The sequence below is a fragment of the Halomonas sp. H5 genome, assembly GCF_050613175.1.
Lineage (GTDB): Bacteria > Pseudomonadota > Gammaproteobacteria > Pseudomonadales > Halomonadaceae > Bisbaumannia > Bisbaumannia salifodinae.
The window spans coordinates 2,731,648-2,752,801 of sequence record NZ_CP192510.1 but is presented as its reverse complement, the minus strand read 5'-3'; the positions used below and the strand labels follow the sequence as shown (position 1 = coordinate 2,752,801).

Genomic DNA, 21,154 nt, shown 5'->3' with positions numbered 1-21,154 from the left:
ATAGTGGGCTTGGTTAGCCACTGGTGCTGGGAGAGGCTCTGGGGTTGTGGGAGTTCGGTTCCCCGGCGGTCCGACGCTTCGGCGATTGGGCGACGCAGTCGTCCTGGCGCCTGGCGGCGCCAATCACTCGGCATAGCCGAGTTCCCACAGGTAGGCTGGGTAGCTATTCCCATAGTGGGTCTGGTGGGCCACTGGTGTTGTGGGAGTTCGGGTTCCCCGAACGATTGGGCGACGCAGTCGCCCCTGGCGACAGCCAAGGCTTTCCAGATCGCCCTTCGGGCGATATCGCCGAAGCGTCGGACCGGCAAAATCCGCGCTCCCACAGAAACCATGGTGGCGGCTTGAGGGGCAACATAGAATCTCCCACAACAGCAAGCCGGAGATCTGCCTGGCCCGGTCAGCTTACAGGGCGTGGCGAAAGCGCAGGATCCGGCCGTGATCCATGGGGTCGTCGAGGAAATCCGCCTGCACGCCGAAGGTGCGGCGCAGCCGCTCGACGGTGAGGACCCGCTCGGGCGGGCCGCTGTCCACCAGGCGGCCGGCCTCCATCACCCCGATGCGATCACAGGCCATGGCCTGATTGAGGTCGTGCAGGGCGATCACCACCGTGACCGGTAGCCGCCCGACCAGTTGCAGGATCGACAGCTGGTGGCGGATATCCAGGTGGTTGGTGGGCTCGTCGAGCAACAGGATCCTCGGCCGCTGGGCCAGGGCGCGGGCGATATGCACGCGCTGGCGCTCGCCGCCGGAGAGGGTATGCCAGAGACGCCCCGCCAGATGCCCCATATCGACGTCGTCGAGGGCCTGGCCGACGATGGCATCATCCTCGTCGGACCAGGGCCGCAGCGGCGAGAGGAAGGGCGTTCGGCCCAGGGCGACCACCTGGTGAACCACCACCCGGTCGAGGGTCTCCGCCTGCTGCTCGACGAAGGCGATGGCGCGGGCGATCTCCCGCTGGCGCATCCGCTGCATCGGCCGGTCATCCACCAGCACGCGTCCGCGTTTCGGCCGGCGTAGCCCGGCCAGTACCCGTAGCAGGGTGCTCTTGCCCGAGCCGTTCGGGCCGATCAGGCCGAAGGTCTCCCCGGGGGCCACCGCGAGGCTGACGTCGTTCAGCAAGCGGTGCCCCTGGATCGTCCAGTCGATGCCTTCCGCGCTCAGTCTCATTGTCTTCTCGTCCCGCGCACCAGGATCATGGCGAAGGCCGGGGCGCCGATCAGCGCCGTGACCACGCCGATCGGCAGCACCTGCCCCGGCACCAGGATGCGCGAGAGGACATCCGCGCCGATCAGGAAGACCGCACCGGCCAGCGCCGAGGCCGGGACCAGCCGGGTGTGGCGGCTGCCGACCAAAAAGCGCATGGCATGGGGAATCACCAGGCCCACGAAGCCGATGGCGCCGACCATGGAGACCATCACCGCGGTGACCAGGGCCATGGCGCCGATCAGCACGCCGCGCACCCGGTTCACGGCGATGCCCAGCGCGGCGGCGCCGTCGGCCCCGAAGGTAAAGGCGTCCAGCGCCTGCCGGTACCACAGGCAGACCAGCAGGCCGCCGAGGGCGGCGGGCAGTCCCAGGAAGACATCGTCCCAGCGCACGCCGGAGAGGTTGCCCATCAGCCAGAACATGATCCCCCGCGCCTGCTCGGCACTCGCCGACCTGGCGATGATAAAGGCGGTGAGGGCATTGAAGAGCTGCGAGCCGGCGATGCCCGCCAGGATGATGGCCCCCGCGGCCTGGGCACCGCGTCCGCCCCCGGTTCCACTGCCGGCGGCATGGGCGAGCAGCACCACCAGGCCGAAGGCCAGTCCCGCCCCGGCGAAGGCGCCGAGGGAGAGCGTCAGGGTGCCGGCGCCGAGCCCGGCGATGGTCACCGCCACGGCGCCGGTGGAGGCGCCGGCGGAGATCCCCATCAGGAAGGGATCGGCCAGGGGATTGCGCAGCAGCGCCTGCAGGACCACGCCGGCCAGGGCCAGCCCGGCGCCGCAACCGGCGGCGAGCAGGGTGCGGCTGAGCCGATAGTTCCAGACGATGCCGGCATCAATGCGATCGACGGCATAACCTGCCCCCCAGAGCTGGTTGGCCAGCACCTTGAGAATGGTCTCCACCGGGATCGAGGTCTCGCCGATGGCGGTACCCGCCAGGATGGCGACAAACAGGATCGGTGGCGCGAGCCAGGCCCAGCGCCATGGCAAGCGAACCGCTGGAGACAGGGCTATCGACGAATTCATCGGTCGAAGGCGAGGGTCGGCAAGGCGTCGACCAGGGTTTCGAGGCCGACGAGGGTGCGCATGGTGGCGCTCATCGCATGGGCATCCATCTCGATGATGCGGCCGTTGCGTACCGCCGACATTTCCCGGGTCACCGGATCGCTATGCAGAAAGTCGAGCTTTTCGGCGATATCGTCGGCGGGGTAGCGGCGACGATCCATGCTGGCCACCACGATGATATCCGGGTCGGCCCGGGCGATGGATTCCCAGCCGACGGTAGGCCACTCCTCATCGGATTCCACCACGTTGCGGATGCCGAGTGCGTCCATCATATAACCGGGTGCGCCGAGCCGGCCGGCGACATAGGGATCGGCGGATCGGTCGGGGGAAGAGAACCAGAATACCGCCGACAATTCCTCCGGCAGTTCCAGGGCCTCGGCAGCGGCAATGGCATTCGCCTCGCGCGCTTCCAGGTCGGCCACCAGCGCCTGCCCGGCCTCCTGCACATCGAAGATGGTGGCCAGCTCGCGGATGCCCTTGTAGACCGCCTCGGGGGAGAAGGCGGCGGTCCGGGTGCCGTCGCCGCCGGTGCTGTTGTCCTTGGTATCGCAATCGGCCGGCATCACATAGGTGGCGATGCCCAGCTCATGAAACTGCTCGCGGGTCGCCACGCTGCCGGTGGGGCCGATATGCCACTCATACTGGGCGGCGACGAGTTCGGGGCGGCGGTTGACCACGGCCTCGAAACTCGGGTCGTTGTCGGCCAATCGTTCGATGCCGGCATTGACCTCGCGAAACTCCGGCAGCACCGGAGTGAACCAGACCGAGGTGCCGGCTACCCGCTCGGCCAGTCCCAAGGCATAGAGGATTTCGGTGGCCGACTGTCCGACGGTGACCGTGCTTTGCGGCGCGGATGGGACGCTGATTTCCATGCCGCAGTTGGTCAATGTCAGCGGATAATTCGTGCCATCGGACAGGGCATGGGAGGCGGGAGTTATCGATAACATGGCCAGTAGATGGCGAGCGAATTTCATAAACTTTCTTCCGGTAAAGTCTGGATAATGGTCGCTGGTTTGACGCTGGTTTTTTGGCGGAAAATCGATAAATAAGCCGCGTCTTGCCTGGCCATGCCGTGATGGGGCTCGTCGCTCTCCCCGGGGAGTCGGCGCAAGCGGCGAAGATCATGGAGGAAGTCGGCACAAAAAAACAAGCCCGGTTGCCGCCGGTGCGGCTCTTGCTTTAGGATGGCTCGACTGAAAATGGGTGCCCCTGCTGTCAGGGGATAATCGGGAAGTATGGTGAGGCCTCGCGCCGATCCCATCGCTGCCCCCGCAACGGTAATGAGTGAAACGCCTGCGACGACCACTGGCATCCGCCGGGAAGGTGCAGGCGACGGCACGGCGCCGAGACGATCTGCGCCATGCCCTCCTCGAGCCCGGAGACCGGCCCATTATTTCGTTCATCCAGTGACGGTGCGGTGGGCACCGGGGATAGTCTGCCTGTGATTCCTTTCCTAGCTTCCCGACGGGGCATCCGTCGGGGGCCGCGGCTGGTCGTGTGCCAGGCCCTGACGCCGTGTCGGGCGGTGGCGCCATGACCCCCGTGGCCGAGTTCCCCTTCGTCGCCGTGGTCGGCCAGCCGGCCCTCAAGACCGCCCTGCTGCTCAACGCCATCGACCCCCGGGTGGGGGGCGTGCTGATCAGCGGCCCCCGCGGCAGCGCCAAGTCCACCCTGGCCCGGGCGCTGGCGGCGATCCTCCCCGATACCGCCGAGGGGCGCCGGCCGCCCTTCGTCACCCTGCCGCTGGGCGCCAGCGAGGAGCGCCTGACCGGCAGCCTGGACCTGCAGCGGGTGCTCGCCGAGCGCGAGGCGGCCTTCCAGCCGGGGCTGCTGGCCCGGGCGGACGGCGGGGTGCTCTACGTCGACGAGGTCAACCTGCTGCCGGACTCCCTGGTGGACCTGCTGCTCGACGCGGCGGCCAGCGGCGTCAACAGCGTCGAGCGCGACGGCATCAGCCATCGCCATCCCGCCCGCTTCGCCCTGATCGGCACCATGAATCCCGACGAGGGGGAGCTACGCCCCCAGTTGCTCGACCGTTTCGGCCTCTGCCTCGAGCTCGAGGCGACGGTGGGCGTCGAGGAGCGCATCGCCATCCTGCGCCAGCGGGAGGCCTTCGACCGTGACCCCGAGGGTTTCGTGGCGAGCCATGCCGAGGCCCAGGCCGCCCTGACCCACCGCCTGAGCCAGGCGCAGCAGAGGCTCGCCGAGATCACCACCGACCCCTGGGTCTACGAGCATATCGCCCGGGGCTGCGAGGCCGCCGGCGTCGAGGGCCTGCGCGCGGACGTGACCTGGCATCGCGCGGCCCGGGCCCATGCCGCCTGGCGCGGCGCGACCGCGGTGACCCGGGAGGACCTGGACACCATCGCGCCCTGGGTGCTGGCCCATCGTCGCACCCGGGAGCCCCGGCCCGATGACACGCCGCCGTCCGGTGGCCCAGGCGGGCAGGACGGCTCCGATGGCGGGGCGGGCACCGCGTCCGGCGACGGCGAGGACGGTCCGGCCGGAGACGGGCAGTGGGGCGCCATGCCGCCGCTGGCCCAGCCGAGCGTCGGCGTGCCGGCCCAGGCGCTGCCGGCGACCGAGGCGCCGGCCCGCGACGTCGCTACGTCGCCCGCGGCGACAGCGCCACGGGGGACTTGGCAGCAGGGCGGGCCGGGACGTCAGCGTGCCGGTGGCGAGGCCCGGGCCGGGGCGCGCCGGCCGGACTGGTTCGCCACCCTGGTCGCCAACCGCGGCCGCTGGCCCTGGCGGGAACTGCGCTATCGCCGGGGCCGCGGTGGTCGGCCGCTGGTGCACCTGGTGCTGCTGGATACCTCCGCCTCCACCCTGGGCGGGCAGCGGCTGGGCCGCGCCAAGGGGCTGGTGGAGCGGCTGGGGCGCGAGGCCTACGCCGCCCGGGAGCAACTGGCGGTGCTGGGTTTCGGCAACGACGGCGTCACGGAGCTGTTGCCGCGGCGTCGCGCCCCCAAGACCCTGCCCGGGCGGCTCGACGCCGCCGGCGGTGGCGGCGGCACGCCGCTGCGCGAGGCGATCCAGCACGCGGCGCGACTGATTCGCCGGTGGCGCCGGCAGGACGCCGGCCTGCGGGTGCGCACCTACCTGATCACCGACGGCCGCACCCGCCAGCCCCTCGACGGCCTGCCGTCGCTGGGGGAGTGCGTGGTCGTGGATACCGAAGAGGCCGCCGTGAAGCGCGGCCGCGGCGCGCTAATCGCCGCGCAATTGGGCGCCCGCTATCACCCCTTCTCCAGTAGAGAGTCCCATGGCTAAGCCAACCGAGGCGGCGAGCGCCGCCTGTCCCGCCCTCTTTCTCGCCGCCCCGGCCTCGGGGCAGGGCAAGACCACGGTGACCGCGGCCCTGGCCCGGCTGCTGCGCAACCGGGGCCAGGTGGTGCGGGTCTTCAAGACCGGCCCCGACTACCTGGACCCGCGGGTGCTGGCCCAGGCCTCCGGCCGGCCGGTGGACCCCCTCGACCTGTGGATGGCCGGCGAGGCCGACTGCCGCCGGCGCCTCTTCGAGGCCGCCCGGGAGGCGGACCTGATCCTGGTGGAGGGCGCCATGGGGCTGTTCGATGGCGAGCCCTCCAGCGCCGACCTGGCGGCGCTGTTCGACCTGCCGCTGGCCATCGTCATGGACGTCAAGGGCATGGCCCAGACCGCGGCGGCGCTGGTGGCCGGCCTGGCGGGCTTCCGCGACGATGTGCGCATCGCCGGGCTGATCGCCAACGCCTGCGGCTCCCGGCGCCACCGGGAGCTGATCGAGGCCGCGCTTCCGGCCGAGATTCCGCTGCTGGCCGCGGTGCCCCGGGATGCCGCCCTGGCCCTGCCGGAGCGCCACCTGGGGCTGGTCCAGGCCGAGGAGATCCGCGACGACCTGGAGGCCCGCTTCGAGGCCGGCGCCGCCGCCCTCGAGGCCGAGGGGCTGGCGGAGGCGCTGCTGGCCCTGCCGCCGGTCACCTTCGCGGCGCCGCCGCCCCAGGCCGCCACGGTGCCCCTGCCGTCGCTACGGGGCCGGACTATTGGCGTGGCCCGGGACGCGGCCTTCAGTTTCATCTACCAGGCCAACCTGGAGCTGCTGGAGCGCATGGGCGCGAGCCTGCGCTTCTTCTCGCCGCTCACCGATAGCCGCTTGCCGCCCTGCGATGCCCTCTGGCTGCCGGGGGGCTACCCGGAGCTGCACGCCGCACGGCTGGCGGCGAACGCGCCGATGCGCGAGGCGATCCAGGGCTTCTTCGCCGCGGACAAGCCGATCCTCGCCGAGTGTGGCGGCCTGCTCTACTGCCTGGAGAGCCTGACCGACGTGGACGGCGAGACCCACGCCATGCTGGGGCTGCTGCCCGGCCGGGGTGCCATGCGCGGGCGGCGTGGCTGCCAGGGGATGCAGACCGCCGAGCTGCCGGAGGGGCCGGTGCGAGGCCACGCCCATCACCGCTCGGTGGCGGAAGGCACGCCTGAGCCCATCGCCCGGTCGGCGCCAGCGCCATCCCGCGCCGGGGGAGGCCATCTATCGTGAGCGTGGCCTCACGGCCACCTACCTGCACCTCTACTTCCCCGATAACCCCGATGCCCTGGCCCGGCTTTTTGCGTCGAGCGGGCGGCCGGCATGCGCGATCACAGAGTCTCACTCCATCACCACTTATTCCATCACCTCGGAGGAATCCCAAGGATGAACCTAAACAAGATCCCCGCCACGGTGGTGACCGGCTTCCTGGGCAGCGGCAAGACGACCCTGCTGGCCGGCATGCTGCGCCAGGTCACCGGCAAGCGCATCGCCGTTATCGTCAACGAGTTCGGCGAGCAGGATATCGACTCCAGCCTGCTGCGCGGCTGCTCCCTAGGCTGTGACGAGGAGGGGGAAGACGCCCCCGTGGAGCTCGAGCGCGGCATCTATGAGCTGGCCAACGGCTGCATCTGCTGCACCGTGGAGGAGGAGTTCCTGCCGGTGATGAAGCAGCTGGTGGCGCGCCGCGACGATATCGACCATATCCTCATCGAGACCAGCGGCCTGGCCCTGCCCAAGCCGCTGGTCCAGGCGTTCAACTGGCCGGAGGTGCGCCAGCACTGCACCGTGGACGCCATTATCACCGTGATCGACGGCCCGGCGGTGGCCACCGGCCGCTACGCCAGCGACATCGACAAGGTAGAGGCCCAGCGCCGGGCCGACGAGAGCCTGGATCACGACCCCAGCCTGCGCGAGCTGCTCGACGACCAGCTCAGCGCCGCCGACCTGGTGCTGGTCACCAAGACCGACCTGCTCGCCCCGGATGAACGGGCCCGGGTGGAAGCGCTGGTGGCCCAGCGGGTGCCGGCCTCGGTCAAGACCCTGTTTATCGACCAGCGCGCCTACGGCAACGGTGACGGCGACGCATCGCGGGCCGCGGACCGGGCCCAGTTGGAGGCCCTGATGGGCATCGGCGCGGCGAGCGAGGAGCATATCGACCGCATCGACAACCACCACGATCGCCACCACGCCGAGGGGGCCCACCATGACCACGCCCACGATCACTTCGACTCCTGCGTGATCCGCCTGGGCGAGGTGGACGGCGAGGCCCTGGCGGCGCGCCTCCAGGCGCTGCTGCAGGGCCACGAGATCTACCGGGCCAAGGGCTTCGCGGCCCTGCCGGGCAAGCCCATGCGGCGGGTGATCCAGGCCGTGGGCGAGCGCCTCGACGGCTACTTCGACCGCCTCTGGACGCCGGACGAGCCGCGCACCACCCAGCTCGTGATCATCGGCAAGGGGCTGAATAGCGAGGCCCTGCATGCCGCCCTGGCGGGCGCCGAGATCGCGACGGCGCCCTGATGCACCTCTTCGCCGCCAAGCCCGGGGGCTTCGTCGACGACGAGGGCATCGTCGACCTGCAGCAGAGCCCCGCCGAGGTCGTCATCCTGTCCGCCGCCGACAGCAGCCTGTCGGCCCTGGCCCAGGCGGTGGAGCGCCTGGGCGGGGCGGGCGGCGAGGGCTTTCCCTCGCTGCGCCTGGCCAACTGGATGAATCTGGTCAAGCCCGCCGCCTATGACCTCTACGAGGATCGGGTGCTGGACGAGGCGCGGCTGGTGATCGTCTCGCTGCTGGGCGGCAGCGGCTACTGGCGCTACGGCTTCGAGCGCCTGCAGGCCTGGGCGGCCGCCGACAAGCGGCGGCAGTTGATCCTGGTGCCGGGCTGCGACGCCCCGGACGACGATCTGCTGGCGGCCTCCAGCGTGCCTTTCGCCTTGGCGCACCGGGTGTGGCGCTACCTGCGGGAGGGTGGCGTGGACAACGCCGAGCAGCTGCTGCGCCGTGTCGGTGCGGAATGTCTGGGACTGCCGCTGGCGTGGCGCGAACCCAAGCCCCTTCCCGCGGCGCTGCTCTATTTTCCCCAAGCCGCTTTTTATCAAGGTTCTTGCCGGGGGGCGCCGCTCACCACCCTGAGTGAGTGGCAAGCAAGCCGCGACCCCGCGCGCCCGGTCTGCCTACTGCTCTTCTATCGCAGCCATCTGCAGGGCGCCAATACCGCGGTGCTGGATGGCTTGATCGAGGCGCTCGAGGCCCAGGGACTGGCGCCCCTGGCGGTGGCGGTGGCTTCCCTCAAGGAGTCGGCCTGCCTGGCCTTCGTCAATCACCTGATCGAGGAGACCGGCGCGGGCCTGGTGGTCAATACCACCGGCTTCTCCGTCAATCGTCATGCGGACGATAGCGAGGCCCTCGGCGAGGCGGAGCTCGAACAGGAGCTCGCGGGGCTCTTCGTCGGCCGGCCGGTGGTGCTGCAGGCGATCCTGGCCAGCAGCACCGCAGAGGACTGGCGGGCCGAGGCCGGCGGCCTGCGCAGCCGCGACCTGGCCATGCAGGTGGTGCTGCCGGAGATGGATGGCCGCATCCTGACCCGGGCGGTGGGCTTCAAGAGCGAGGCCCACTACAGCGAGCGCTGCCAGCTGTCGGTGGTGCGCCACGCCCTGCACCCGGAGCGCGGCGCCTTCGTCGCCCGGCTGGCGCGGCGCTTCTGCGACCTGCGACACGGCCCGAACCGGGCCAAGCGCCTGGCGCTGGTGCTGGCCAACTACCCCAACCGCGACGGGCGCATCGGCAACGGCGTCGGCCTGGACACCCCGGCCTCGACGGTCGCCATCCTGCGGGCGCTGGCCGGGGCGGGCTATCCGGTGAGTGAGGTACCGGAGGACGGCGACGCCCTGATCCGGCGGCTGCAGGGCGGCGTCACCAACGCTCGCGAGGCCCTGGACGGGCGCCCCTGCTGGCAGAGCATCGCCGTCGACGACTACCTGGCCTGGTTCCGGACCCTGCCGGAGGCCCTTCAGGAGACGGTGTGGACGCGCTGGGGGCCGCCCGGCGCGGACCCCAAGTACCGCCAGGGCCGGCTGATGATCGCCGGGATCCGCCTGGGGGAGACCTTCGTCGGTATCCAGCCGGAGCGCGACCTGGGAGATGACCCGCTGCAGAGCTACCACGATAGCGAGCTGGCGCCGCCCCATAGCTACCTGGCCTTCTATCTCTGGCTGCGCGAGCACTACCGGGTGGACGCGGTGATCCATGTCGGCAAGCACGGCAACCTGGAGTGGCTGCCGGGCAAGAGCACGGCGCTCAGTGCCGACTGCTGGCCGGAGATCGCCCTGGGGCCGCTGCCGCACTTCTATCCCTTTATCGTCAACGACCCGGGGGAGGGGGCCCAGGCCAAGCGCCGCAGCCAGGCGGTGATCATCGACCACCTGATGCCGCCGCTGGCCCGCGCCGAGCTCTACGGCGCCATGGCGGAGCTGGAGGCGCTGACCGACGAGTACTACCAGGCCTTGGGCATGGACCCGCGCCGCGAGACCCTGCTGCGCGAGCGGATCCTGGCCCACCTGCGCGACACCGGGATCGACCGGGAGCTGGCCCAGGGCGGGGATGGCACCGAGGGCGACACGGATAACGAGCGCCTGCTCAACGAGCTGGATACCTACCTGTGCGATATCAAGGAGGCGCAGATCCGCCACGGCCTCCACGTGCTGGGCAGCCTGCCGCCCCGGGACAAGCGGGCCGGGACCCTGGTCGCCATCCTGCGGCTGCCGCGGGGCGAATCGCCGGCCCAGCGCGGCCTGCTGCATAACCTGGCCGCCGACCTGGGGTTGCCGCCGGATTTCGACCCCCTGGCGGCCGGGGCCGAGCCCTGGCACGGGCCGCGGCCGCCGGCCCTGGCCGCGCTGGACGATTCCCCCTGGCGCAGCGCCGCCGATACCCGCGAGCGCCTGGAGCTGCTGGCCCATCGGCTGGTGGAGACACATGTTCTGGAGGAGGGCTGCCTGGCGACCCTGGCCCGCGATTACCCGACTACGGCCGGGCAGTTGCACCAGGTACGCGACGGTCTCTGGGCCGATATGCAACGCGGCGCCGAGATGGAGATTCAGTCGCTGCTGGATGGCCTGGAGGGGCGCTTCGTGCCGCCCGGGCCGAGCGGCGCCCCCAGCCGCGGGCGCCTGGACGTGCTGCCCACCGGGCGCAACTTCTTCAGCGTCGACAACCGCGCCATTCCGTCGCCGGCCGCCTGGTCCCTGGGCGAGGCCTCGGCCCAGGCGTTCGTCGAGCGCTACCTGCAGGATCACGGCGACTACCCGCGCCGCCTGGGCCTGTCGATCTGGGGCACCGCCACCATGCGCACCGGCGGCGACGATATCGCCCAGGCCTTCGCGCTGATGGGGGTGCGGCCGGTCTGGTCGCTGGGCTCCCGGCGGGTGATCGATATCGAGGTGATTCCCGCCATGCTGCTGCAGCGGCCCCGGGTGGACGTCACCCTGCGGGTCTCCGGCTTCTTCCGCGACGCCTTCGCCAACGTCATCCGCCTCTTCGACCGGGCGGTGCGGGCGGTGGCGGAGTACCAGGAGCCGGGGGATTCCAACACCATTCGCACGGCGGTCCGGGCGCGGCGTGGCGAGCTCGAGGCCCAGGGGCTCTCCCCGGAGGCGGCGGCCCGGGAGGCCGGCTACCGGATCTTCGGCAGCAAGCCCGGCGAGTATGGCGCCGGCCTGAACCGGCTCCTCGACAGCCGCGCCTGGGAGGGCGCCGACGACCTGGCCGAGGCCTACCTGGGGGCCGGGGCCTACGCCTATGGCCAGTTCCCGGAGTCCGGCGTCGCCGCCCGGGCCGCCTTCGAGCACCAGCTCGAGGGGCTGGAGGCGGTGATGCACAACCAGGACAACCGCGAGCACGATATCCTCGACTCCAACGCCTACTACGCCTTCCAGGGCGGCATGGCCAACGCCAGCCGGGCGCTGGCCGGACAGGCCCCGGCCATCTACCACGCCGATCACGCCGACCCGGCGCGGCCGCGGATGCGCACCCTCGAGCAGGAGCTGGCCCGGGTGATCCGCTCCCGGGTGCTCAATCCCAAGTGGATCGAGGCGATGCGCGAGCACGGCTACAAGGGTGCCACCGAGATGGCGGCGACGGTGGACTATCTGTTCGCCTATGACGCCACCACCGACCTGGTGGCCGACTACCAGTACGCCCAGGTCACCGAGGCGCTGGTGCTGGACTCGCACAACCAGGCGTTCCTGCGCGAGCATAACCCCTCGGCCCTGGAGGAGATGGCGGAGCGGCTGCTGGAGGCCGCGCAGCGCGACCTGTGGCGGGAGCCCGGCGAGCAGGGCGAGGCGCTGCAGGACCTGCTGCTGGAGATCGACGAGAGCCGGGAGCTGGCGCCCTGATGGTGGATCAGCGGGATAAGGTGGCCAAGGCGAATCAGCCAAGTATTAAAGGCTGGTGCCCCGGGGCCTGGCACCCCATGGCCAGCGGCGATGGCCTGCTGGTGCGGGTGCGGCCGCGGTTCGGCCGGCTGACCCGGGACCAACTGCTGGCTCTGTGCGCGGCGGCGGAGACCTACGGCAGCGGCCTGATCGAGCTGACCAGTCGCGCCAACCTGCAATTGCGCGGCGTCACCGAGGCTTCCTGGCCCGGGCTGATGGAGGCCCTCGTCGAGCACGGCCTGGTCGCGGCGGACCCCGAAGCCGAGCGCCGCCCCCAGTTGCTGCTGGCCCCCGACTGGCGGGCCGGCGACGCCACCCATGAGGTGGCGCGCCTGCTGGAGGCCCGGCTCGGGGAGCTGCCGGTGCTGCCGGCCAAGTGGGGCCTGGCCATCGACGCCGGGGACGCGCCGCTGCTCAATGAGGCCTCGGCGGACCTGCGTATCGAGCGGGCGGCGGTGGGGGGCTTACCGGCGCAGTCTTCGGGCGCCTTGTTAGTCCGTGTTGACGGAAGGTCGCTGGGCACCCCGGTGGACTCTCCCGCCGCCGCCGTCGAGTTGCTGATTCGGCTGGCCCACTGGTTCGTCGCCAGCGGCGGACGCGACGCCGGGCGGATGCGCCGGCACGAGGTGCCACTACCGCCCTGGGCGCCAGCATCCACGCCGCCGGCCCGGGCCAGCAAGCCCATGGCGCTGGGTCCTCATCCGAGGGGGCGGGTCCTTGGCCTGCCCTTCGGTAGGGCGTCGGCCAAGGCGCTGCGGGCCGCGGTCGCCTCCAAGGCGGCCACCGCCGTACGGGTCACCCCCTGGCGGCGCCTGCTGATCGAGGGGGTTCCCACGGGGGAGCCTTTCCAGGAACAGGCGCCGCCGGGGCTATTGGAGAGCGAGCGCGATCCGCGCCTGGCCATGCAGGCCTGCCCCGGGGCCCCCCACTGCGAGCAGGCCAGCGTGGCGACCCTGGGCCTGGCGCGGGCGCTGGCCGAACGCCGGCTTATCGCGGGCTCCATGCATCTCTCCGGCTGCGCCAAGGGCTGCGCCTGCCGGCAACCGACCGACCTCTGCCTGACCGGGCGGGACGGGCGCTATGACCTGATCATCGGCGATCGCGCCGATGGGGCGCCGGCCGCCACCGGCCTCAGTGAATCCGATGTGATCGAATACCTAGAGAAGAATCGCGATGCCTTACGTCTATGAAACGGACGGCCCGGCCATCTACCGGGAGTCCTTTGCCACGATCCGGCGCGAGGCCGAATTAGCGCGCTTCGCGCCGGAGGAGGAGCCGGTGGCCGTGCGCATGATCCATGCCGCCGGGCTGGTGGAGCTTGCCCCCTACATTCATTTCCGCGGCGATGCGGTGAACCGGGCCCGGGCGGCGCTGGAGGCGGGGGCGCCGATCCTCTGCGACGCGCGCATGGTCGCCGAGGGCATCACCCGCACGCGCCTGCCGGCGGACAACGCCATCGTCTGTACCCTGCACGACGCGCGGGTGCCCGAGCTGGCCCGGGAACTGGGCAACACCCGCTCGGCGGCGGCGCTGGAGCTCTGGCGCCCCCAACTGGACGGCGCGGTGGTGGCGATCGGCAATGCGCCGACCGCCCTGTTCCACCTGCTGAATATGCTGGAAGATCCGGTGTGCCCGCGGCCGGCGGCGATCATCGGCTGCCCGGTGGGCTTCGTGGGCGCCGCCGAATCCAAGCAGGCCCTGTGGGAGAGCGCCGCGGCGCCCTGCGTGGTCGTCGAGGGGCGCCTCGGCGGCAGCGCGGTGACGGTGGCCGCCCTCAACGCCATGGCGGATCGCCGCGAATGAGCCTCGCCACCATGAAACCCGGCACCATCCACGGCGTCGGCCTGGGCCCCGGCAGCCAGGACCTGATGAGCGTGCGCGCCGACCGGCTGATCCGCGGGGCCTCCCATATCGCCTACTTCCGCAAGCAGGGCCGCCGCGGCCATGCCCGCAGCATCGTCGAGGGCCTGCTGGCGCGGGACGTCATCGAGCTGCCCATGGAGTACCCGGTCACCACCGAGATCCCCTTCGACGACCCCCGCTACAACGCGCTGCTGGCGGCCTTCTACGACAAGCAGGTCGCGCAGCTCACCGAGATCGCCGCGGCGGGCCAGGACGTGGTGGTGCTCTGCGAGGGCGACCCCTTCTTCTACGGCTCCTTTATGCACCTCTATACCCGCCTTCAGGGGCGGGTGCCGGTGGCGGTGGTGCCGGGCATCACCGGCATGTCCGCCGCCTGGACCGCCACCGGGCGGCCGGTGACCTGGGGCGACGACGTTCTCACCGTGCTGATGGGCACCTTGCCGGAGGCGGCCCTGGTCGAGCGTATCGCCCGCACCGACGCCCTGGTGGTGATGAAGATCGGTCGCAACCTGGACAAGCTGCGCCGGGCCCTGGTCCGGGCCGGCCGCGACGACGAGGCCTGGCTGATCGAATACGCCGCCATGCCCCAGGAACGCATACGGCCGTTTCGCGAGTTCGGCGATAGCGTCCCCTACTTCTCCATCCTGGTGATCCACGGCAACGGGAGGCGGCCATGAACGAGGCGGCAACCGGTGGCTGGCTCAAGGTAGTTGGGTTAGGTCCCGGCGCCGAGGCGCTAATTACCCCCGAGGTCTCCGCCGCCCTGGCGGAGGCCACCGATGTGGTGGGTTATGTGCCCTACGTCGAACGGGTGGCGCCGCGGCCGGGGCTGGTGCGCCACGGCTCGGACAACCGCGAGGAGATCCGCCGGGCGGAGGCGGCCCTGCGCCTGGCCGCCGAGGGCCACCGGGTAGTGGTGGTCTCCTCCGGGGACCCGGGGGTCTTCGCCATGGCCGCGGCGCTCTTCGAGGCGCTGGAGGCGGGGGAGCCCGAGTGGCGCGCCCTGGATATCCAGGTGCTGCCGGGCATCTCCGCCATGCTGGCCGCCAGCGCGCGGCTGGGGGCGCCCCTGGGCCACGACTTCTGCTGCATCAACCTCTCCGACAACCTCAAGCCCCGGGCGCTGATTGAGCGCCGCCTGCGCCTGGCCGCCGAGGCCGACTTCGCCATGGCCTTCTACAATCCCCGCTCCCGGGCGCGCCCGGAGGGCTTCGAGCGCGCCCTGGAGGTCTTGCGGGAGGCCTGCGGGCCGGAGCGGGTGATCATGTTCGCCCGGGCCGTGGCCACGCCGGAGGAGTCCCTGCGGGTCACCACCCTCGGCGAGGCCAGGGCGGAGATGGCCGATATGCGCACCCTGGTGCTGGTGGGCTCCAGCCAGACACGGCTGATCCCGCGCTTGACCCCGCATAAGGGCCTGCCCTGGGTCTATACCCCGCGGTCGGCCTTGGGGGCTGGCTCAGGGTCTGGTTCAGGGGCCGACTCATGAGCGAGCCAGGCCAGCACCGCCTCGACGGAGTGCACCTCGTGCTGGGAAGGCAGCGCCGGCCGCTCGATCATCACCACCGGCAGGCCCAGCTCGCGGGCGGCGCTGAGCTTGGCGATGGCGCCTGCGCCGCCGGCGTTCTTGCAGACGATGCGCTGGATGCCGTGCTCCCGCAGCAGGGCCAAGTCGCCCGCCAGGGTAAAGGGGCCGCGATCCAGGACTACCCGATGCTGGGGCAGGGGCGGCGGCGCCTCGGGGGCATCGACCAGGCGCAGCAGGTAGTGGTGCCGGGGTTGGGCCGCGAAGGCGGCGAGGTGCTGGCGGCCGATGGCCAGCAGGATCCGCTCGGGCGGGCCGGCAAGCGCCGCCACCGCCGCCTCGATACCGGCGACGCGGGTCCAGCGGTCGCCGGTCGTCGGCGTCCAGGGCGGGCGGGCCAGGGCGATCAGGCGGATACCGGCGTGGTGTGCCGCCGCCACGGCGTTCTGGCTCATCCGCTCGGCGAAGGGGTGGGTGGCGTCGACCAGGTGGGTGATGCCGTGCTCCGTGAGGAAGTCGGCCAGGCCCGCCACCCCGCCGAAGCCGCCGACCCGGGTGGGCAGTGGCTGCGGCTTGGGGGTGGCCACCCGGCCGGCATAGCTGAACAGGGCAGGGACCTCGCGCTCGGCCAGGGCGCCGGCCAGGGCACTGGCTTCCGTGGTGCCCCCTAGAATCAGGATTTTCATATGACGGACCTTGACGAGGCTCCCTGGCTGACGCTGCTTGGCTGGGGGGAAGGTGGCACAGAAGGGCTGACCGCGGCAAGCCGCAGCGCCCTGGAGGGCGCCGAGCTGGTGTTCGGCGCGCGGCGCCATCTGCGCCTCTTGCCGCCGCTGGCGGCCGAGGTGCGCGAATGGCCGGTGCCCTTCGCCGAGGGCATCCCCCAGTTGCTGGCCGAGCGCGGCCGCCGGGTGGTGATGCTGGTCTCCGGCGACCCCTTCTGGTTCGGGGCGGGCACCAGCCTGGCGCGTCATCTGCCCGCCGGCGAGTGGCGGGCCCTGCCGGCGCCCTCCACCTTCGGCCTGGCGGCGTCCCGCCTGGGCTGGCCGCTGGAGGGCTGCACCTGCCTGGGCCTGCATGCCAAGCCGCTGACGCGGATCCGGCCCCATCTGCACCCCGGCCGACGCCTGCTGGTGCTGGTACGGGGCGGCGAGGCGGTGAGCGAGCTGGCCGGCTGGCTGGAACGCTTCGGCTTCGGCGCCACCCGGCTGCATCTGCTGGAGGCCCTGGGGGGCAATGGCGAGCGCATCCGCAGCGTGCGGGCCGACGCCGCCCTGCCGGACGATATCGTTCACCCGGTGGCGGTGGGCCTGGAAGTGGCCGGGGAGGGGCCGGCCCTGCCGCTGACGCCGGGCTTGGCGGACGAATTCTTCGACCACGATGGCCAGATCACCAAGCAGGCCGTGCGCGCCCTGACCCTGGCCGCCCTGGCTCCCCGGGCGGGGGAGCGGCTCTGGGATCTCGGCACCGGCTCGGGCTCCATCGCCATCGAGTGGCTGCTGGCCCACCCGGACAACCGTGCCCTGGGCGTCGAGCGCGACGCCGGGCGGGCGGCCCGGGCGCGCCGCAATGCCCATGCCCTCGGCGTCGACTGGCTGGAGGTGGTGGAGGGCGATGCGCTGGCGATGCTGGAAGTGGGCGCCCTGGCCGAGGCCCCACCGCCCGAGGCGGTCTTTATCGGCGGCGGGCTGTCGCAAGCCTTGCTGGAGGCGCTGTGGCGGCGCTTGCCGGCCGGCGTGCGGATTGTGGCCAATGCGGTGACCCTGGAATCCGAGGCCCTGCTGACCGAGTGGCAGCGGCGGGCCGGCGGCGAGCTGCTGCGTATCGAGCTGGCCAGCGCCGCGCCCCTCGGCACCCGGCGGGGCTGGAAAGCCAGCTACCCCATCGTGCAGTGGCGGGTGAGTCGATGAGGGTGGCGGGCTTCGGCTTTCGCCGCGGCGCCGGCCTGGCCTCGCTGGATAACGCCCTGGACCGGCTGTGCCGGCGCTATGGCCCGGTCGACCGACTGGCCGCAGTGCAGTCGATGCTACCGCTGGTCCAGGCACTGGGAGAACGACACGGTATCCCGGTAATGGGGGTGGCGGAGCATGAGTTGCCCCAGGCGGCCACCCTGACCCGCTCCCGGCATAGCCTGGCGGCCCGGGGCACCGGCAGCGTCGCCGAGGCGGTGGCCCTGCTGGCGGCGGGCCCCGCAGCGACCCTGCTCGGCCCCCGACTGATCTCGACGGACCGCCAAGCCACCGCGGCCCTGGCGACAGGGTAGAGCGCCGACCCGCCATTGTGGGGGGATCTCCAGCCTGCCCTTGTGGGAGTCCGGATTCCGGCGGTCCGACGCCTCGGCGATTGGCGCCGTCAGGCGCCTCGGTGCGTGAAGCCACGACATGGCAGATCTCCGGCCTGCCCTTGTGGGAGTCCGGCTCCGCCGGACGATTGGCGCCGCAGGCGCCCCGGTACGCGAAGCCCCGACATGGCAGATCTCCGGCCTGCCCTTGTGGGAGTCCGGCTCCGCCGGACGATTGGCGCCGATAGGCGCCTCGGTACACGAAGCCTCGACATGGCAGACCTCCGGCCTGCTGTTGTGGGAGTCCGGCTCCGCCGGACGATTGGCGCCGACAGGCGCCTTGGTACGTAAAGCCCCGACACGGCAGATCTCCGGCCTGCCGTTGTGGGAGTCCGGATTCCGGACGATTGGCGCCGATAGGCGCCCCGGTGCGTAAAGCCCCGACATGGCAGATCTCCGGCCTGCCCTTGTGGGAGTCCGGCTCCGCCGGACGATTGGCGCCGTCAGGCGCCCCGGTGCGTAAAGCCCCGACATGGCAGACCTCCGGCCTGCTGTTGTGGGAGTCCGGATTCCGGACGATTGGCGCCGCAGGCGCCCCGGTGCTTGCCAGGATCGCCCTTCGGGCGATATCGCGCAGAATCTGCGCTCCCACAATGGCATTCACACCAGAGAGCGATAACCCCGACAAGAGGAAAGCCAATATGACCATCCACTTTATCGGCGCCGGCCCCGGGGCACCGGACCTGCTGACGCTGCGCGGCCGGGACCTGATCGCTTCCTGCCCGGTATGCCTCTATGCCGGCTCGCTGGTGCCCGAGGCGCTGCTCGAGCACTGCCCGGATGGCGCCCGCATCATCAATACCGCGCCGCTCTCCCTCGACGAGATCATTGCCGAGATGCGCGCCGCCCATGCCGCGGGGCACGATGTCGCCCGGCTGCACTCCGGGGACCTGTCGGTCTGGTCGGCCATGGGCGAGCAGCTGCGCCGGCTGCGTGAACTGGCGATCCCCTATGCCATTACCCCGGGGGTGCCGGCCTTCGCCGCCGCCGCCGCCACCCTGGGCCAGGAACTGACCCTGCCGGGGGTGGCGCAGTCCGTGGTGCTGACCCGCACCCCGGGGCGGGCCAGCGCCATGCCGGACGGCGAGACCCTGGCCAACTTCGCCAGGAGCGGCGCCACCCTGGCCATTCATCTCTCCATCCATAACCTGGCCCAGGTGGTGGAAGCGCTGACGCCCTACTATGGCGCCGACTGCCCGGTGGCCATCGTCTGGCGGGCCAGTTGGCCCGACGAGCGGGTGGTGCGGGGGCAATTGTCGACCGTGGAGGCCCGGGTCGATGCCAGCATGCAGCGCACGGCGCTGATCCTGGTGGGCCCGGTGCTGGGCAGCGAGGATTTCCAGGAGAGCTGCCTCTATTCGCTCGGCTATGACCGCCGCTTCCGGCCCCAGTCGGCGGATTCGCCCTTCGCCGCCGGCGAGGGTGACGGCGTATGATCCATCTCTCGCTGATCGGCATCGGCACGGGCAATCCCGAGCATGTCACCCTGGCCGCGGTGAGGGCCCTCAACGAGGCGGACCTGATCCTGCTGCCCCGCAAGGGCGAGGCCAACTCGGACCTGGTGGACCTGCGCCGGCTGTTGTGTCGCAATCTGCTGGAGGCATCGTCCCGCACCCGGGTCGTGGAGTTCGACCTGCCGCGCCGCGATTCCCGGGCCGACTACCTGGCCGCGGTGGACGACTGGCACGGGGCCATCGCCACCGTCTGGGGGGAACTGATGGCGGCTCACCTGCCCGAGGGCGGCCGGGTCGGCTTGCTGATCTGGGGGGACCCCTCCCTCTACGACAGCAGCCTGCGTATCGCCGGGAGGCTGGGGTCCCGAACGGGGGGCGAGGTGACGGTGGACGTGGTGCCGGGCATCACCAGCCTGCAGGTGCTGACCGCCGCGCACCGCATCCCCCTCAATGCGCTGGCCGAACCGGTGCAGATCACCACCGGCCGCCGTCTAAGAGAGCGCGGCTGGCCGAGCGATGCCGCGAGCGTGGCGGTGATGCTCGATAGCGGCGGCACCTTCCAGGCGCTGCCGCCGGAGGGCCTGCATATCTGGTGGGGCGCCTACCTGGGCATGGACAAGCAGCACCTGATCGACGGCCCCCTGGCGGAGGTGGCCGCGACGATTCTCGAGCGGCGTGCCGCCCTGCGCGAGCGGCACGGCTGGATCATGGACATCTATCTGTTACGGAAAATACCTGGTGGAGAGTGAAATGAAGAAAGTCGATCCGAAGCGTCATGCCGAACGCATGGCCATCAAGCAGCGCATCATGAACGAGCGCATCGAGGCCGCCGACAAGGACCAGGGCGTGCTGCTGGTGCTGACCGGCCCCGGCAAGGGCAAGAGCAGCTCCGGCTTCGGCATGCTGGCCCGGGCCCTGGGCCACGGCATGAAGGTGGGCGTGGTGCAGTTTATCAAGGGCGCCTTCAGTACCGGCGAGGAGGCCTTCTTCCGCAACCTGCCGAACGTGGAGTACCACGTGATGGGCGAGGGCTACACCTGGGACACCCAGGACCGGGAGCGCGACGTCCAGACCGCCGAGGCAGCCTGGGAGGTGGCGAGTCGCATGCTGAGCGACCCGAGCTTCGATATGGTGCTGCTCGACGAGCTCAATATCGCCCTGCGCTACGAGTACCTGAACCTCGACCGGGTGCTCGACGACCTCCAGGCCCGCCCGGCCATGCAGCACGCCATCGTCACTGGCCGCTACGCCCCCGAGGCGCTGATCGAGCTGGCCGACACCGTCACCGAGATGAAGGTGGTCAAGCACGCCTTCAAGGACCAGGGCGTCAGGGCCCAGAAGGGCGTCGAGCTCTAAGCCCCAGCCTGATAACCCAGGACGATGCGCAAGCGCACGGGGCAGGGTGGGGGAGCCCTACCAAAGGCCTCCCCCAAAGGATTCTTCGCGGAGACCATTGTGGGAGCGCAGATTCTGCGCGATATCGCCCGAAGGGCGATCCTGGTAGCACCAGACCTGCCTCTACCGCGCCCGATCCCGCCCCCGCCAGAGCAAGCCGACCAGCTCCTCAAGCCGCGAGTCATAAGAAAACTCAAGATTCGAGTGGCCAAGCCGAAACCATCTTTAGTAGGTTAAGTGTTAATGGATGTGTCTGGTCGGGATGTCGGCGTCGCTACTAGGCGACGGTGGCAACCCCGTAGCCAAGGAGGCGGCGCCACGCGATACCGCCCTGGCGGTAGCGTGCCTTTAGATCGGGAAATCCATACTGGAGCAGGGCGGGGAGCTGGCGATTGGCGGATATCGACCCGAATCAGCCGTTCCGAAAAATGCAGCAGGCGCGCGAATTCTGGATATATGGCCTAATTTTAATTATCAAGCTTAAAAATCAAAGGCTTGCAAGAGCCTTGGCAGGCTGCATTTGCCGGACAAACGTGCCGGCACGTTGATCCAATCATAGAGCGCGCCGTCTAATACCTGTTAGATGCGCACA

At 70.8% G+C, this 21,154-nt stretch carries 16 protein-coding genes, 1 pseudogene and 1 riboswitch; of the genes and pseudogenes, 13 read left to right on the top strand and 4 right to left on the bottom strand.

From position 1 onward, the window contains the following. Positions 1 to 402: 402 nt before the first annotated feature. The 3 genes from ACQ1W9_RS12735 to ACQ1W9_RS12725 are packed head-to-tail and all read right to left on the bottom strand — an operon-like array spanning position 403 to position 3,217. Positions 403 to 1,167 carry an ABC transporter ATP-binding protein gene (locus tag ACQ1W9_RS12735; RefSeq protein WP_431023709.1) on the bottom strand — a complete coding sequence of 255 codons (765 nt, stop codon included), beginning with the start codon at positions 1,165 to 1,167 and terminating at the stop codon, positions 403 to 405. Beyond that, positions 1,164 to 2,231 carry a FecCD family ABC transporter permease gene (locus ACQ1W9_RS12730; RefSeq protein WP_431023708.1) on the bottom strand — a complete coding sequence of 356 codons (1,068 nt, stop codon included), beginning with the start codon at positions 2,229 to 2,231 and terminating at the stop codon, positions 1,164 to 1,166. Before ACQ1W9_RS12730 ends, ACQ1W9_RS12735 begins: the two co-directional genes overlap by 4 nt. Next, positions 2,228 to 3,217 carry an ABC transporter substrate-binding protein gene (locus ACQ1W9_RS12725; protein ID WP_431026446.1) on the bottom strand — a complete coding sequence of 330 codons (990 nt, stop codon included), beginning with the start codon at positions 3,215 to 3,217 and terminating at the stop codon, positions 2,228 to 2,230. The genes ACQ1W9_RS12730 and ACQ1W9_RS12725 overlap by 4 nt, the downstream gene beginning before the upstream one ends. A 237-nt stretch (positions 3,218 to 3,454) precedes the next feature. Then, a riboswitch (cobalamin riboswitch) is annotated at positions 3,455 to 3,675 on the top strand. Positions 3,676 to 3,803: 128 nt separating this feature from the next. Here ACQ1W9_RS12725 and ACQ1W9_RS12720 point away from each other — a divergent pair. The 8 genes and pseudogenes from ACQ1W9_RS12720 to cobJ all read left to right on the top strand — a co-directional run bounded on the left by ACQ1W9_RS12720 (position 3,804) and on the right by cobJ (position 15,336). Then, positions 3,804 to 5,543: an AAA family ATPase gene (locus ACQ1W9_RS12720; protein ID WP_431023707.1), complete on the top strand. Its 1,740-nt coding sequence runs from the start codon at positions 3,804 to 3,806 to the stop codon at positions 5,541 to 5,543. Beyond that, positions 5,536 to 6,943: pseudogene (locus ACQ1W9_RS12715) on the top strand (cobyrinate a,c-diamide synthase). The gene ACQ1W9_RS12720 and the pseudogene ACQ1W9_RS12715 overlap by 8 nt, the downstream one beginning before the upstream one ends. After that, a complete protein-coding gene (gene cobW / locus ACQ1W9_RS12710) occupies positions 6,940 to 8,073 on the top strand; it encodes a cobalamin biosynthesis protein CobW (protein ID WP_431023706.1) in 1,134 nt (377 codons plus the stop codon). The pseudogene ACQ1W9_RS12715 and the gene cobW overlap by 4 nt, the downstream one beginning before the upstream one ends. Next, a complete protein-coding gene (gene cobN / locus ACQ1W9_RS12705; RefSeq protein ID WP_431023705.1) occupies positions 8,073 to 11,948 on the top strand; it encodes a cobaltochelatase subunit CobN in 3,876 nt (1,291 codons plus the stop codon). The genes cobW and cobN overlap by 1 nt, the downstream gene beginning before the upstream one ends. Then, positions 11,948 to 13,177, top strand: coding sequence for a cobalamin biosynthesis protein CobG (locus ACQ1W9_RS12700; RefSeq protein WP_431023704.1), 1,230 nt, complete (start codon positions 11,948 to 11,950; stop codon positions 13,175 to 13,177). Before cobN ends, ACQ1W9_RS12700 begins: the two co-directional genes overlap by 1 nt. Further along, a complete protein-coding gene (locus ACQ1W9_RS12695; protein ID WP_431023703.1) occupies positions 13,161 to 13,790 on the top strand; it encodes a precorrin-8X methylmutase in 630 nt (209 codons plus the stop codon). Before ACQ1W9_RS12700 ends, ACQ1W9_RS12695 begins: the two co-directional genes overlap by 17 nt. An 11-nt stretch (positions 13,791 to 13,801) precedes the next feature. Then, positions 13,802 to 14,527 carry a precorrin-2 C(20)-methyltransferase gene (gene cobI, locus ACQ1W9_RS12690; RefSeq protein WP_431026445.1) on the top strand — a complete coding sequence of 242 codons (726 nt, stop codon included), beginning with the start codon at positions 13,802 to 13,804 and terminating at the stop codon, positions 14,525 to 14,527. Then, entirely contained in the window at positions 14,524 to 15,336 is an 813-nt protein-coding gene (cobJ, locus tag ACQ1W9_RS12685; RefSeq protein WP_431023702.1) for a precorrin-3B C(17)-methyltransferase, read from the top strand. The genes cobI and cobJ overlap by 4 nt, the downstream gene beginning before the upstream one ends. On the opposite strand, the gene ACQ1W9_RS12680 is transcribed toward cobJ, so the two are convergent. Continuing rightward, positions 15,276 to 16,058, bottom strand: a complete 783-nt coding sequence (locus ACQ1W9_RS12680) for a cobalt-precorrin-6A reductase (RefSeq protein WP_431023701.1) — start codon at positions 16,056 to 16,058, stop codon at positions 15,276 to 15,278. The two genes, cobJ and ACQ1W9_RS12680, sit on opposite strands and share 61 nt — an antisense overlap. Between ACQ1W9_RS12680 and cbiE the strand changes: the two genes are divergently transcribed. The 5 genes from cbiE to cobO all read left to right on the top strand — a co-directional run bounded on the left by cbiE (position 16,059) and on the right by cobO (position 20,523). Next, positions 16,059 to 17,282: a precorrin-6y C5,15-methyltransferase (decarboxylating) subunit CbiE gene (gene cbiE / locus ACQ1W9_RS12675; protein ID WP_431023700.1), complete on the top strand. Its 1,224-nt coding sequence runs from the start codon at positions 16,059 to 16,061 to the stop codon at positions 17,280 to 17,282. After that, positions 17,279 to 17,635, top strand: coding sequence for a cobalamin biosynthesis protein (locus ACQ1W9_RS12670; RefSeq protein WP_431023699.1), 357 nt, complete (start codon positions 17,279 to 17,281; stop codon positions 17,633 to 17,635). The genes cbiE and ACQ1W9_RS12670 overlap by 4 nt, the downstream gene beginning before the upstream one ends. 719 nt (positions 17,636 to 18,354) lie before the next feature. After that, entirely contained in the window at positions 18,355 to 19,149 is a 795-nt protein-coding gene (gene cobM / locus ACQ1W9_RS12665; RefSeq protein ID WP_431023698.1) for a precorrin-4 C(11)-methyltransferase, read from the top strand. Further along, complete coding sequence (gene cobF, locus ACQ1W9_RS12660) at positions 19,146 to 19,916, top strand: precorrin-6A synthase (deacetylating) (protein WP_431023697.1); 771 nt, start codon at positions 19,146 to 19,148, stop codon at positions 19,914 to 19,916. Before cobM ends, cobF begins: the two co-directional genes overlap by 4 nt. Position 19,917: 1 nt before the next feature. Next, the gene (gene cobO / locus ACQ1W9_RS12655; protein ID WP_431023696.1) at positions 19,918 to 20,523 is read left to right on the top strand and encodes a cob(I)yrinic acid a,c-diamide adenosyltransferase; all 606 of its coding nucleotides are present in this window, start codon (positions 19,918 to 19,920) and stop codon (positions 20,521 to 20,523) included. Positions 20,524 to 21,154: the final 631 nt, after the last annotated feature.